The 14,391-nt window shown below is 62.0% G+C and carries 11 protein-coding genes; 5 read left to right on the top strand and 6 right to left on the bottom strand.

The window, feature by feature from the left end:
* Positions 1-35: 35 nt before the first annotated feature.
* On the bottom strand, positions 36-311 hold the full coding sequence (locus tag AC07SZ_RS31620; protein ID WP_056569413.1) for an exopolysaccharide production repressor protein: 276 nt from the start codon (positions 309-311) through the stop codon (positions 36-38).
* A 602-nt stretch (positions 312-913) separates the two neighbouring features.
* On the opposite strand from AC07SZ_RS31620, the gene AC07SZ_RS31615 reads away from it, so the two are divergent.
* The 3 genes from AC07SZ_RS31615 to AC07SZ_RS31605 all read left to right on the top strand — a co-directional run bounded on the left by AC07SZ_RS31615 (position 914) and on the right by AC07SZ_RS31605 (position 3,650).
* The gene (locus AC07SZ_RS31615; RefSeq protein WP_056570375.1) at positions 914-1,591 is read left to right on the top strand and encodes a sugar transferase; all 678 of its coding nucleotides are present in this window, start codon (positions 914-916) and stop codon (positions 1,589-1,591) included.
* An 84-nt stretch (positions 1,592-1,675) separates the two neighbouring features.
* On the top strand, positions 1,676-2,935 hold the full coding sequence (locus tag AC07SZ_RS31610; protein ID WP_494917425.1) for a polysaccharide biosynthesis/export family protein: 1,260 nt from the start codon (positions 1,676-1,678) through the stop codon (positions 2,933-2,935).
* A gap of 157 nt (positions 2,936-3,092) precedes the next feature.
* On the top strand, positions 3,093-3,650 hold the full coding sequence (locus AC07SZ_RS31605) for an acyltransferase (protein WP_155772464.1): 558 nt from the start codon (positions 3,093-3,095) through the stop codon (positions 3,648-3,650).
* Positions 3,651-3,791: 141 nt separating this feature from the next.
* Here AC07SZ_RS31605 and AC07SZ_RS31600 read toward each other — a convergent pair whose 3' ends face one another.
* From AC07SZ_RS31600 to AC07SZ_RS31580, 5 genes are all read right to left on the bottom strand, one after another.
* Positions 3,792-5,072: an O-antigen ligase family protein gene (locus AC07SZ_RS31600; RefSeq protein ID WP_056569402.1), complete on the bottom strand. Its 1,281-nt coding sequence runs from the start codon at positions 5,070-5,072 to the stop codon at positions 3,792-3,794.
* A 222-nt stretch (positions 5,073-5,294) separates the two neighbouring features.
* Positions 5,295-6,122 (bottom strand): SDR family NAD(P)-dependent oxidoreductase, encoded by an 828-nt coding sequence (locus AC07SZ_RS31595; protein WP_494917424.1) that lies wholly within the window; start codon positions 6,120-6,122, stop codon positions 5,295-5,297.
* 78 nt (positions 6,123-6,200) lie between these two features.
* The gene (locus tag AC07SZ_RS31590) at positions 6,201-6,686 is read right to left on the bottom strand and encodes an acetone carboxylase subunit gamma (protein WP_056569396.1); all 486 of its coding nucleotides are present in this window, start codon (positions 6,684-6,686) and stop codon (positions 6,201-6,203) included.
* On the bottom strand, positions 6,683-8,887 hold the full coding sequence (locus AC07SZ_RS31585) for a hydantoinase B/oxoprolinase family protein (RefSeq protein WP_494917423.1): 2,205 nt from the start codon (positions 8,885-8,887) through the stop codon (positions 6,683-6,685). Before AC07SZ_RS31585 ends, AC07SZ_RS31590 begins: the two co-directional genes overlap by 4 nt.
* 14 nt (positions 8,888-8,901) lie before the next feature.
* The gene (locus AC07SZ_RS31580) at positions 8,902-11,043 is read right to left on the bottom strand and encodes a hydantoinase/oxoprolinase family protein (RefSeq protein WP_056569391.1); all 2,142 of its coding nucleotides are present in this window, start codon (positions 11,041-11,043) and stop codon (positions 8,902-8,904) included.
* A gap of 110 nt (positions 11,044-11,153) precedes the next feature.
* Here AC07SZ_RS31580 and AC07SZ_RS31575 point away from each other — a divergent pair, with 110 nt between their 5' ends.
* Both AC07SZ_RS31575 and AC07SZ_RS31570 read left to right on the top strand, forming a co-directional pair.
* Positions 11,154-11,933: a helix-turn-helix transcriptional regulator gene (locus tag AC07SZ_RS31575; protein WP_056569390.1), complete on the top strand. Its 780-nt coding sequence runs from the start codon at positions 11,154-11,156 to the stop codon at positions 11,931-11,933.
* A gap of 242 nt (positions 11,934-12,175) precedes the next feature.
* Positions 12,176-14,350 (top strand): alpha-ketoacid dehydrogenase subunit alpha/beta, encoded by a 2,175-nt coding sequence (locus AC07SZ_RS31570; protein WP_494917422.1) that lies wholly within the window; start codon positions 12,176-12,178, stop codon positions 14,348-14,350.
* Positions 14,351-14,391: the final 41 nt, after the last annotated feature.

The raw sequence follows: 14,391 nt of genomic DNA, 5'->3' as shown, positions 1-14,391 counted from the left end.
TGTCGAGAATTCAGGTCAGGCCGGCGTTACCCGCCCTAATGCAGGCTGCGCCGGGCGCTGCCCAGCTTCTCGCCTTCGGGCACGTCGGGCGAGCTCAGCTTTCTTTCGGCTTCGCGTAGCCTGTCCGCAGGCGTCGGCGCGCTCCTGGCGATCATGGCATAGACAAGGATGAAATAGCCGGCCTGGATAACCGCCGCGCAGATGATGAGGCGCAGCAGCGTGGTGCCCAGCGAGGCGCCGCCAAGCCAGGACCAGGCGACGACGATCGCAAGAGCGAAAAGCATCCCAACAATGAATTTTGGAAGCGACATTACCCAACAGCCCATAAACCGGCTCGGGTCATATCCAATAATTGCCCCACCCGAGCGCCGTCCCTTGTCATGCGGGCTTGTTAAAATCACCCGCTCTCGGCCGGTTGCTTCCGACCTTTTAACCTGTCGCCACTGTGACAGGTATAATTTGCAATTCTATTAAGGCGAGCAGGAGGCGGCAAGGGCAACCGCACATATTTTTGAACGAACTTGCGCCTTCGACTCCTTCATGCTGCAACGCACACGGCGGCATTTCACTCAACCTGCAGCCGACGAGCTTTTTCAGTACAATTCACAATATTAAGTAGTATTTTATGTTAATAGTCGTGAGGGTCGCACCTTTCTAAAGCACTAATATGCGCCGCGTTGAGCGAACGAGTACGCCCTGCCCAAAAATCGCCCCAAAAAGGTCCGTATTTTTTTTCATTTGCCCATTTATTGTCACAAATGTGCTAAATATCCCGAAAAATGTGCATTGCTAGCTTATTATTTAGTCAATTCATGACGTGACTATTTCAATGTGCCGGGAAATTGTGTGTTGCGCTGCAACATTTTTTTGATATCGTGTGGTGAACCATTCGTTCAACGCATGGAGTTTCCGCATGAGGGACATTGCCAAGTCGGCCACGGCGGGCTTTTCGCAGGCTGACACCGATTTTCCGCCGCCGATCGGCGGCCTCATCAAGCGCAGCTTCGATATCGCCGGTTCGCTGGTCGGCCTGATCGCTCTCAGCCCACTGTTCGTGATGATTGCGCTGCTCGTCAAGTTTTCCGACGGTGGATCGATTTTCTATGGCCATCGGCGAATCGGGCGCGGCGGACGGATCTTTCCGTGCCTGAAATTCCGCACCATGGTCCCGGACGGCGACAAGGTGCTGGCCGCCTACCTGGCCACCAATCCGGATGCCAATGCGGAGTGGATAGCCACCCGCAAACTGAAGAACGATCCGCGCGTCACCCGTGTCGGAGCGGTGTTGCGGAAGCTCAGCCTTGATGAACTGCCGCAGATCATCAACATCCTGCAGGGCGACATGAGCCTTGTAGGACCTCGCCCCGTGGTGCGTGACGAGTTGGAAATCTATGGCAGTGCCGCGGTATACTATCTGAAATCCCGGCCCGGCCTGACCGGCCTGTGGCAGGTCAGCGGCCGCAACGACGTCTCCTATGACAGCCGCGTCGCCTTCGACCGCCACTATGTCGAGAACTGGTCGCTGTTCGGCGACGTGCGCATCATCATCAAAACCGTGCCGGCCGTCTGGATGTCACGCGGCTCTTACTGACCGGCCGCCGGCACAAGGCATCCGGCGGCAAGCTCATCGGGCGATGGGGCTAAAACGGATCGGAACGTTCAGTTGAAAACAGACATGTTCGAAGCCTTTGGCAGCGGCCGCTTTTCCGGCCGCTATCGGCTCATGGCCACATGCCTTGCGGCGTCGCTCGCTTTTCTTCCCCGGATCGCGGCAGCAGAGGAATACCATCTCGGCTCGCAGGACAAGCTCACCATCCGCATCGCCGAATGGCAGACCGTGGAAGGCACGTTCCGCGACTGGTCGGCGGTGAACGGCGAATACACGGTCGGACCGGGCGGAACGCTGTCGGTGCCTTTCGTCGGCGAGTTGCCGGCGGCGGGCAAGACCACGGCGGAAGTGGCGGCGGCGATCGGCGAGGCGCTGCAGCACAAGCTCGCCCTGTCGGACAAGCCCGAAGCCTCGGTCGAAATGGCGCAGTTCCGGCCATTCTACATCTCGGGCGAAGTGCAGAATCCCGGCCAATTCCCCTATGTGCCCGATCTGACGGTGCTGAAAGCGCTCAGCGTCGCCGGCGGCATCAGGCGCAACGCCGACTACGGTCCCCAGCTCGGCAAGGACCTGGTCACCGCCAAGGGCAATTTCGATATTTCCGACGACCAGCGCGTGCGGCTGCTCGTCAGGCGCGCCCGCATCGATGCGGATCTGGCCGGCAAGACGAGCTTCGAAGCGCCGAAGGAGGTCGAGGGCGACCCAAGGCTGCCGACCATCGTCAATGACGAGATGACGATCCTGACCGCCGACCAGAAGGCGCTGAAGCTGAAGCTCGAGGCGCTCGACGATCTCAAGGGTGTCCTGCAGGCCGAAATCGAATCGCTGCAGAAGAAGATCGTCAACCAGCAGAAGCAGGTCGATCTGGCGCAGCAGCAGCTCGCCAGCATCGGTCCGCTGGCGCAGAAGGGCCTGGTCGCCAATGCGCGGCTTCTGGATTCGCAGCAGTCCGTTACCGACCTGCAGGGCAAGATCCTCGACTACGAGACGGCCATCCTCACCGCCAAGCAGGCGATCAGCAAGGCGACGCAGGACGCCATCGATGCCCAGAACACGTTGAGCTCGAGCCTCGCCGCCGACCGGCAGCAGACCGAAGCCGACCTGAACGAGGCCGCGTTGAAGGTGAATATGCAGAGAGGCCTGATAGCCCAGGCCAGCGATCCCGCGACGACGGCCGCCATCACCAACGACCAGCAGCCTACCCTGCTCTATTCGCTGGTGCGCAGTGTCGACGGCAAAACCAGCGAAATCGCCGCCAAGGAAGACACGCTGGTGCTGCCCGGCGATGTAATCAAGGTCAAGCTGGCGCCACTGGCCAGCCAATAGGATTTCGACAAAGAGCATCGAGCGGTTGCAGGCGTTTTGAAAGAAGACTGTTCTCGCTGGGCGCGCAAACCTGCTGTCCATCGAAGACCAACATTACCCTCGCTGACAATCCTGCCCGCGTGACGATACCGTCGCGGGCGAACGAAGAGATGGCGTCGTGAACGTCTACCGCATTCGAAGATATGTGAAGGGTTCGATCTTCACGCTCGTCTGGAAGATGAGAGGCATAAAAATCGCCGATCGGATTTCCGTGCTGGGAACGCCGCCTCACATCGCCGGAAAAGGCCGAATAGAATTTGGCTCGCTTGTTTCATTTCGGGGCTTCGGATCGCGTTCCTGGTTTCACGTGTCGAGCAAAGGCAAGCTGTCTATCGGTTCGAGATCGTTCATCAACAGTGGCGTCATGATTGATGCCGCGCTCCGTGTAAGCATCGGGAAAAACTGCCTTATTGGCGATTGCGTCGTCATCCAGGATTCGAACTATCACGAGATCGACGAAGGCTCGGGCGTCAAGACCAAAGCCGTTCTCATCGGCGATAATGTCTGGATCGGTCGAAATTCCATCATTCTGCCCGGTGTCGAAGTTGGCGACCACAGCGTCATTGGCGCCGGATCGGTCGTCACCAAGAGCGTTCCCCCGCGAAGCCTGGCGGCAGGAAATCCTGCCCGGATCTTGCGCGAGGTCGTGGCATCCCCGGATTACATCCGTACCTGATCCCTATAGCCGACAGCCGCTGCGCGCGCTGGTCGAAGCCGGGTAGAGCGGTTCGGCGTTTCACGGAATCGCAGAACCGCTCTAACTATTTGTTTTTACGCAATTCCAGGAAAACCGTTACACACTTTTCCTGGAATTGCTCTAGCCGGGCAATGCCGGCTTCTGCGCGCCACCGGGCTCCACGAAGCCGGCCTGAGCCCAACGCGTGCGGGTAACAGGCACGCGCGCCAGCTTGAAGTGACTGTAGTACAGCAAGAACGAGCCCATGATATAGGGGTTGAGGATATCGACCTCGACGAATGACCGGATCACCAACAGCACCATCACGCCGGCAAGGATCACCGGCTCGGTCTGCCATGTCCTGAAGATCACCGCGGTGACGTGGCCGACCAGCGTGCGCAGGATAATCAGCGAAATCATCACCGCGCCAACGAAGCCAAGTTCGACGAGGGCCTCGATATAGGTGTTGTGGAAATGAAAGCCCGTGCGCGAGGTGATGTAGAATTCATTCCACAGCCGCTCTGCTTCGGCAAAACCCTGTACCCAGTAGGCGCCATAGCCGACACCAAGGATCGGAGATCGCTGCGCGGTGGTCCAACCCTGCTCCCAGAGATAGGTCCGCCCCGTAAGCGTCGAATCCTTGCCGAAGATGCCAAGCACGAAATCCATCAGACCGAGATTAAGGGCGGCAAAGACCGCCACGACCAGCAGACCCGCGCCAACGACGAAAATGACCCGGCGATACCGTCTCGACAACAGCTTGGTGGCGGCGAGAAGGGCCACCAGCGCCAACACCGCAGGGATCGAGGCTATCGACGTGGCGGAATGGGAGAGCGCCAGAAGATATGCCGACAAGATCACGACAGGCAAAGCCAGGATCAGGCTCAGACGGCCGCGCCGGTAGAAGACAAGATATACGACGCTGAAATAGATACCCAGCGAGGCGACAAACCCGATCTGGTTCTTGGAGGCGAAGGCGCCGACGAAATTATAGCTGCCGTCGAGAACGTCCTCGGAATAGGCTCCTACCTTGAGCGAGTAGAGCATGACGACGAATATGCCGATCAGCGCACCGAGCGTCAGGGTCCGCACGCTGACGGTGCGCGCGGCGACATAGGCACAGGCAATGTGGGAAAGGTACTGGACCGCCGTCCTGGCGGTGATGCCGGGTGCCTGCGACCAGAAGACGGAGAAGCAGACATAGGCCGCGAACAGCAGCGGCAGCCAGGCGCTGGACAGCTGCCGCAGGAAGCGCCGGTAGTCGACCAGGATAAGAGGAAGCCAGACGGCATAGTAGGCCAGGATCAGCACCTGGCCGAAAATGACGGAATAGGAGAACGCCCAGATCGAGACGGCAACGGCAAACGCGCCGTAGACCGAGTTCTTCTCGGGATCGACCAGCAGGGACTTTGGAATTTTCATCTCAGAGTCCCGTCGACGCGACCCAAGCCCGGCAGGCCGCAAGCCAGCCGGCATATCCGCGAACAGGGGCGTGCAATAAACGGCATCTCCATTGTGCAGTGCAATATAAACTATCGCACCGCATGCTCAATGGCAAATCCGGTCACCTTGTCTTACATCGGCGCGAATGGGGAGAGGTCAGCCGGCACACAGCACGCTCGCCCTGATCAGGCGAGGAGAACGCTACCACAGGGCTCCGCCGGTGACCTGTATGTTTTCCATGGTGATGCCTTTGGCGAGATCCGAGCACAGGAATACCGCCAGAGCGGCTATCTCCTGAGGCTGCAGCATGCGCTGCTGCGGGTTGCCCCTGGCAATCTCGGCCATTGCTTCTTCGGCCGTGCGCCCCTTGCCCTCGCGCTCGACGACTTGCGCCACATTGCGGCGCATCAGTTCGGTCTCGACCCAGGTCGGGCTGATCATGACGCAGGTGACGCCGTGCGCGGCCCCTTCCAGGGCCACGCAGCGGGTGAGGCCGAGAAGTCCGGCCTTCGAGGCGCAATAGGCTGGGTTATCCTTCCAGCCGACGGAAGCGGCGGTCGAGCCGATGTTGACGATGCGCCCCCAGCCGCGCCCGATCATGCCGGGAAGAACAGCGCGGGTAGCGCGGAAGGCGCCGGTCAGGTTGGTGTCGACGATCTTGTCCCACAGCGCATCGGAATGGCCGCAGACCGGCTGTTCGGCGGTGGTGCCGGCGGCGTTGACCAGTATGTCGGCAGGGCCGATGGCGGCTTCGGCTTCGGCCACGAAACGGTTGGTGATCTCACTGTCGCGAACATCGAGATGAGCGGCCTGAACCCTGGTGCCATGGGCTGACAGGGCCGATCGCACACGCTCGATTTCGTCGGCGCCCGGATAATAGGCGGCGTCGGATCTGCCGATGTCCGCTGGCGCTATGTAGGAGCCGACGGCAACATTGGCGCCGGCTTGGGCCAAGGCCGTCGCGATGGCGAAACCCATGCCCGAAAACCCGCCGGTGACGATCGCGCCGCGGCCGGAAAGGTTTGTCATCGCGTGGTTCTCCGTTGGTTTGGGCAGGCAATCAGGCCCGGGAGTATTTGTCGACGCGGTTCGCGGCTTCACCTCGCTTCAAAGAGGCTTGCCCAGCCATTCGCGATAGAAGCCTTCAAGATCCGGTTCGAAATCGTGCACGATGGGATAGCCGGGTGCCGCCGCTTCGACCTCGTGCATTGTGCCGCACTCAGGGCAGATGAATTCGCGAATCTCCATCCATTGCGGATCGGGGATATCGCTGTTGGGATAGATTTCACGAAGCGATTCCTCGGTGTTGCGTACGATGATCGAAGCCTTCAGCTTCCAGTTCTTGCGATAGTCGCCGAAGGAATGGCCGCATTCGCAGCGTGTCACCCTCTCGTCGCCGCTCTGGCAGATGAAGAGATGATCCGAGACCGGCAACAAGATCGGATCCTTCCAGCCGACACGGTCCTGCAGCACCGCGACATATTTGAAGAAGCGGTCGTCGTCCTTGTAGGCGCTCATGACGCGGCGCGTCTGCGGCCAGGGCAGCGTGCCCGCGACCAGATCGGCAATGACTTCCTTGCTGTACGAGGTCATGGCTTTGCTCCCGGCATGAAGATCGATTTGGCGTCGACGTTCCAGAAATCGCTGAATTCCCTGGTGAAGCGCGACGACAGCTTGATCGCGCTGGCATACATTTTCTTCACCTCGGGTGCGAAGTCGGCCTTTTCGACACGGTCGCGTTCGGCCGCGATCCACTCCGAGACCGGCCTTGCCTGCGCGAGCCGCCTGGCGCGCATCTCGGCGCGATGACGCTTGGTGGCCTCCAGGTTGGCGACAGGATAACCCTCCTCATCCTCATCCAGCATGATGCCGAAGATGCCCTCGGCCGCTTCCTTGGTCAGATAGCCGTTCTCGACATCCATCGCCGTCTTGAGCGGATCGCGCTCCAGCACGTCGCCATAGCCGCCGCCACCATTGTAGGAATGGGTGAAGACATCGCCGGTCTTGTGCGGGGCGGTGATGTAAGGCCCTTCCACCGTCACGTGTTCGCCCTGCAGCCGCAGTTCGAGTTCCGACCGATGCGGGTTGGTGCCGGTGTGGTGGGCGAGCGGCGCCCGCTTTTCGGCGAGTTCGAAGATGTTTGAGTCGCGCACCGCGCGATGCTTCTGGCAGGTCGGCGCCGGATAGCCGCCGCACATGCCGCCATTGTCGAACACACGGGAGGAATGCTCCGATGTAACCAGCCTGAGATGGTCAGTCTTGTTGACCAGCCATGTCGACAGAAAGGAGCAGCCGCCGCGATATTTGCCGGCGCCGCCGGAATTGGGAACGATGGAGCGGCCGATATAGACCATCGGCATGCTTTGTTCCCAGATCTCGATGTTTCCCATGTCGGATTCAGGGTTCCAGCCGACATAGGCGGTGTCCAGCCCATCCTTGATCGCCAGCGCGCCGGAACCGGCGGCGGCACATTCGAAATGCGCCATGCCGAACAGCTTGCCGTACTGGCTGGTGCCGCCCATTTCGATCATCGGGCTGTTGACCTGGCCGACGAAGGCTTCCTCGACAAAACCGCGGCCGATGAAGGAACGCGACAAAAGTCGCTGGAACACGCCATAGGCAGGAAGCAGCAAGGCCCATGAAGTGGCGGTCGCAACCATCTCGTTGTCGGGGTTGGTCCAGGTGCCGTGCGGCAGTTTCAGTTCGGTCGCCATCCACGCGCCGTCATTGACCAGGCCCTCGAAATTCATGTGCTGGGTGAGCGTCACGAACATGCCGCCATCCATGCCGGCCGGCGTGCAGTTCATCGAATGGTAGCCCCAGGGCTGCGTGCCTTCGAAGTCCATGATAATCTTGCCGTCGGTGGTGATCTCCATCTCGATCGGTATGTTGTAGAGCCAGTCGGGATCGCCGAGCGGCTGGTAGCCCGGCTTGCCCTTGGTGACGTGGCCGTAGAAGGTGTGGCCGCGATAGATGCCGGGCACCGTCAGCTGGCGCGTGCGGGCGAGCTGGGCACGGCGCCCTTCTTCGATGAACTCCTTCGACACCTGCATCCAGTAGTCGAGGCCGATCTCGTCGATCAGCGCCTTGACGCTTTCGCGCATGTCGATGCAAGAGGCGACCTTGGCCTTCTCGTCGAGCACCCAGTAGATCGGCATGCGCAAATTGCGCTCGCAGCGGATGACATAGTCGCGGCGGATCTCGTCGTTCTCGCCGACCTTTTCGGCGCAGACGAAAAGACCCTCGGTGAAGCGCTCCTGCGCCAGCGCCACGTCGCCGCCGGGCGTGATGCCGCCAGCCTCGAGTTCGTGGCAGACCGCGCCGGCCCAGCCAACCAGCTTGCCCGAATGGAAGATCGGCACGACGTCCATCACGTCGGGCACCTGCACCGTGCCGATGAAGGCATCGTTGTTGGCGAAGATATCACCGTCGCGGATGCAAGGGTTCTCTTCGTAGCCGTTGCGGATCATCCATTTGATGAAGCGGCTCATCGTGTGCACATGCACCATGATGCCGTTGGAGAGCGCGATCGCATCGCCTTCCGGCGTGTAGATCGCGACGACCATTTCACCGACTTCGCGCACGCCGGGCGAAGCGGAGATGCGGCGGGCCATCTCGCGTGCCGAGACGCAGTAGGCGCGCAGCTTGGTGTGCAATGTCTCGAACTTCAGCGGGTCCTGGTTGCGCAGCTCGAGCTCGGTGATGCCGTCATAGCAGCCGGTCTCTTCCATGAGCCGTTCGGATTCGATCAGCCGCTCGCGGATGCGCAGCGCGGAGGCGGGTTTGTCCAGCATGGCGTTCGCCCTTCTCAAGCGTGGGTGTAGTGCAGCAGCGTCCATTCATCGACATGGACACGGTCTTGCGGGTGAACGACGAGCGTTGTCGCCGGGTGTTCGATGATGGCCGGGCCGATGACCTCGTGGCCCGGCTGCAGAAGGTCCATCTCGTAGAGATTGGCCTTGTGCCAGCGTCCGCCAATATAGGCATCGCGAACGCCCTTGTGGGCGGACGCCGGATCCGACTTGCCGAGCGGGCGCTTGAGCAGCACCGGCTTGACCTTGTCGGCGGTGGCGATGAGGCCGAGTTCGGTGATCGAGAAGCCGGCCTCGCCATAGCGCGAGACGCGATGGTTGACCTTGGCATAGACCGCTTCGAACTCGTCGATGACCCTGCGCATGTCTTCGGCCGAATGGATGGCCGACAGCGGCGCCATCACCTCGACGTCCTCGAGCTGGCCGGTGTAGCGCATCATCAGGAACGGCACGGTCCTGATCTTTTCGCGCGCATGGCCGTCCTCGATCATCTCGTCGACCGCCGCCTTGGTGAGGTCGTCCCAGACATTGGTGACCTTCCTGCCGAAGGCGAGCAGTTCGTCGTCGCCGGCGCGTGCGCCGATGTCGTGCTGTGTCGACACCGAATGCCGGCGCATGAAATCGGCGGTGGTGCAGCCAAAGGCCGAGAAGGCGGCGGCGAACTGGAAGGTGATGATATCCTTGAAGCCGATGCCCCTGGAGCAACCGGCCAGATGCAGCGGACCCGAGCCGCCATAGGAGAGCAGCGTGAATTCCGAGGGATGGATGCCCTGGCCGGAGATGACGCGGCGCAACGCATTGTTGGCGTCGGCCTCCAGCATGTCGATCATGCCTTCCGCGGCCTCCTCGACACCGACGCCGAGCAGGCGTGAGCACTTTTCCTCGAAGGCGGCCCGGGCCTTCTCGACCTGCAGCACGACCTTGCCGCCGAGGAAATAGTGGGGGTTGAGGCGGCCGAGTATGGCGTCGCAATCGGCGATGGTCGGCTCCGTGCCACCCTTGGCGAAGCAGATCGGGCCGGGGTCGGACCCGGCGCTTTCCGGCCCGAGCGAGACTTTCTTGGTCAGCGGATCGACCTTGAGGATCATGCCGGCGCCGGCGCCGATCGTGTCGAGATGCAGCGTCGGGACGTTGAGCTTGAAGCGGTCCATCAGCGGCTCGTTCTCGATCCGCGTCTGGCCGCGGGTGATGACGCCCATGTCGAAGGAGGTGCCCCCCATATCCGAGCAGATCAACGAGTCGTTGCCGATCAGCTTGCCGACATAGGCCGCGCCGAGGATGCCGCCGATCGGACCGGAGATCATGGTTTCATGCAGGCGCGGGTGGTTGATGGAGGTCAGACCGCCGAAGGAGAGCAGCGTCTGCACGCCGTATTTGAAGCCGTATTTCTTCGCGACGTCCTCGATGCCCTTGAGCTGTTGACGGCCGCGCGAGGTGGCATAGGCCTCGATCAGCACCGAGTTCAGCCGCGACTGCTCGCGGATGACGGGGCGGACCTCGTGGCTGGTGTAGACGCGGATATCGGCACCGGCGGCAGCGACCTCCTCACGACATATCTCGGCGATGCGCTTCTCGTGCACCGGATTGACATGCGAGAAGATCGTCATGATGCAGATGCCCTCGACCTTGTCGGCGATGAGCTTCCTGGCGGCGGCAACGACCTCATGTTCGTAGAGCGGCAGGATGATATCGCCGAACTGGTCGATGCGCTCGGTAACGCCATGGGTGCGGCGGCGCGGCACAAGCGGATCGGGATGCTGGTGGGTCACCGCATGGAGGCGGTCGGCGTAGGAATAGTCGGCCCAGGCCTGCAGGCCGCGGCCCATCAGGATCATGTCCTCGAGGCCCTTGGTGGTGATCAGGCCAAGCCGGCGGCCGGTGCGCGACAACAGCGTGTTGAGCATGCCGGTACCGGAATAGAGCACCACGTTCACGCCCGAAAACAGCTGTTCCAGCGAGATGCCCCAGGCATCGGCCGCATCTTCCGCCGAGGCGAGGAAACCCTCGGCCTCGTTCTTCGGCGTGGTCGCGGATTTGCCGATCTTGAAGTGGCCGTCCTGATCGACAAGGATGGTGTCGGTCATGGTGCCGCCGGCGTCGATGCCGATGACGATGGGGTTGGTAGTGATCTGGTCCACGGGTCGCCTTCCCTCTTCGAGAATGACCGCAGGCTAGATTCGATCGCGCGGATCGCGCCATATGCCTAAAGGCACAATGACGGGCGGGGACTCGTCACCGACAAAGAGGCATGCGCATGGGCAATATCTGGGCGCCGCTCGCAAGGGCGATCGCCGCCACCGGCACGGACAAGCATGTCGACTGCCTGATCGATCTGATCGGCGCCGACATCGATCACGACCTTGTCACGGTGACGCGCTACTCGACGACCCGGACACCGGAATTCGTCAAGCACCGGCGCTTCTCCGACGAGATGGTCCAACGCTATCTCGCCAGCTACTACGTCTTCGACCCGTTCTATGCCTCCTGGCGACGCGAGCGCCGATTGGGCATCATGCCGTTGAAGCGGTTTGCCGACGACGAGGCCAAGCGCGGCCAGTACATAGCCGGCTTCCTGACGCAATCGGAGATCTGCGACGAGGTCGGCATCATGCTCGCCGATGGCGGCGACTGGTGCCTCGGCATCTTCCTCGACCGATCGACCAGCGCGTTCAAGGAAAGCGAGATCGCCCTTCTGGACGAGCGGCTGCCGGTGTTCGAGGCACTGCACGCGCTCGACATCAAGGCGCGCGGACGAGCGTTCCTTCGCACGTCGGCGCCAACCGGTCCAGGCGCCTCACCCAGGCAGGAGCCGACCATCCCGACGAGCCTTTGGCCGGAACTGTCGCTGCGCGAGCGCGAGCTGGTGCAGCTGATCCTGGCCGGCCATCCGACGGCCAACATCGCCGAGCGCCTCGGCATCACCGTCGGCACCGTCAAGAACCACCGCCGGCGCATCTATGAGAAGCTCGACATCACCACCGAGCGGGAATTGTTCCTGCAGTTTTTCCAGCACCGGGCCGACCGGTAGCCAGCCTCCAATGTCTGCGCCAAGTGGCCTCCGGTGCCGCCGAAACGATCCGAGCACGCGCCTCAAAATTCCACTTGCGGAACCGCGCCGTCCCGGCTTAGTCTCGGCGTTGCGCAGAAAATGAAATTTAATTCCATTTACCTGTCGAACCCCAAAGGCCAGTGTCGTGCCGAGAAAATCGCCTGATACGATCGACTGAGACAATATTTGATATATCATCTACCGAAACGGAACTAGCATACATGGTTCAGCAGACAGCGATCCAGCCATCAGCGCCCTGGTTGCGGCTCGACGTCGACGAGTCCGACTGGAACGCCGCCGAGGTCTCGAACCTCGTGCGCTGGTATCACCAGATGCTGCTCATCCGCCGTTTCGAGGAAAAGGTGCTCGACCTCGCCAATGCCGGACTGGTGCACGGTCCCGCACACGCAAGCATCGGGCAGGAAGCGACGGCGGTCGGCGCCATGTCGATGCTTGGCACCGGCGACCGCATCAACGGTACGCATCGCGCCCATCATCAGGTGCTGGCCAAGCTCGTCAACGCACAGACACCGGCCGGGTTCAACCCGCTGCACGACGCTTTCAGTGCGGACATGCAGGGATCCGTGCGGGGCCTGATGGCCGAGATCATGGGGCTCAACGCGGGTTACTGCGGCGGCCGCGGCGGCTCGATGCATATGCGCGACGATGCTTCCGGCATTCCCGGCACCAGCGCCATCATCGGCGGCAACCTGCCACATGCGGCGGGCTATGCGCTGGCCGACAAGCTGCTCGGCACCGGCAACATTTCGGTCGCCTTCTTCGGCGACGGAACGATGATGGCCGGACCGGCCTATGAGGCGATGAACATCGCCGCGCTCTACCGGCTGCCGGTGATCTTCTTCGCCGAGAACAACTTTTATGCCGTCTCCACCCATGTCAACGAACAGACGCGCGAGACGCGGCTGGCGTCACGTGGCCCGATGCTGGGCTTTCGCGGCATCGAATGCGACGGCATGGATGTGGTGGCGGTCCATCACGCCATGCGCGAGGCGCGCCGGGTGATCGAGGAAGACGGCGGGCCTGTGCTGGTCGAGGCGATTTGCTACCGTTTCCTGCACCAGAGCGGCGCGCGGCCGGGCAGCGAGTTCGGCTATCGCACACGCGCCGAGGAGGACGTCTGGAAAGCGCGCGACCCGCTCGCGACGATGGCCGCGCGGCTGAAGACGATGGGCATCCTCGATGCCTCCGACCTCGCCACGCTCGACCAGCGCGTCATGGAGGTGGTCAACACCGCCGCCGACTCGCTGACCGAAATGAGCGGCAACGCGCTGCGCATTCCCGACCATCTGTGGCCAAGCCCCGATGAAGTCGACGACCAGATCCGCGGCGACCTTTCGGAACTCAGGGACGAACGCTTCCTGGAGATCGAGGATGTGCCGCCGGCCGAGACCAGGCCGGTCAAGTTCATGGTTGCCGCATCGGACGTGATCGCGCGCGCCATGGAGCAGGACCCGCGCATCATCATCATGGGCGAGGATGTGCATCGGCTGCGCGGCGGCGTCTCGGGCGCCACCAAGGGCGCGCTGGAGCGGTGGCCTGAGCGCGTGCTGGCGATGCCGATCGCCGAGAACGGTTTCGTCGGCGTGGCGCTGGGCGCGGCCCTGTGCGGCCTGCGGCCGATCGTCGAGATCATGTTCGGCGACTTCTGCCTGGTCGCCGCCGACCAGCTTTTCAATGCGGTCAGCAAGGTGCGGCACATGTTCGGCGGCGGCTTCCCGGTACCGATCGTGGTCAGGGTGCGCGTCTCGCCGCACACCGGCTACGGCTCGCAGCATTCGGGCGATCCGTCCGGGCTGTTCGCACTCTATCCCGGTTGGCGCATCGTCGCGCCGACGACGCCCTTCGACTATGTCGGCCTGATGAATTCGGCGCTGAAATGCGATGACCCGGTCGTCGTCATCGAGCATGTCGAACTGTTCCCGAGCGAGGGGCCCGTTCCGACCGATGACCGAGACTATTGCGTTCGGCTCGGCAAGGCGAAGATCGTCAGGCCAGGCAGTGCCTGCACTTTGCTCACCTCGGCCAGCATGGTGTCCGTTGCCAGGCAGGTGGCCGAGGAGACCGGCGTCGATGCCGAGATCATCGACCTGCGCAGCCTCGACCCGACCGGGCTCGACTGGAAGCTGGTGGAAGCCTCCATCCGCAAGACCAACCGCGTCGCCGTCGTCGAGCAGGTACAGCGCGGGCTGTCGCTCGGCGGACGGCTGACACAGGAGATTCAGGACCGCGTGTTCGACTATCTCGACCACGAGGTCCTGCATGTGACGGGCAGCCTTTCGGCTCCCGTCGTATCGGCCCCGCTCAACAGGGCCGCACTGGGCGGCGCCAACAAGCTCAAGGCCGCTCTTCGATCCCTCACTGGCGTGAGCGGGTAGAGCTGATGCATTGCCACAAAGATCCGACAAGAAAATGGGAG

This window comes from Mesorhizobium sp. GW821-FHT07A06, assembly GCF_059419085.1.
This window is presented reverse-complemented; position numbering and strand designations above follow the sequence as displayed.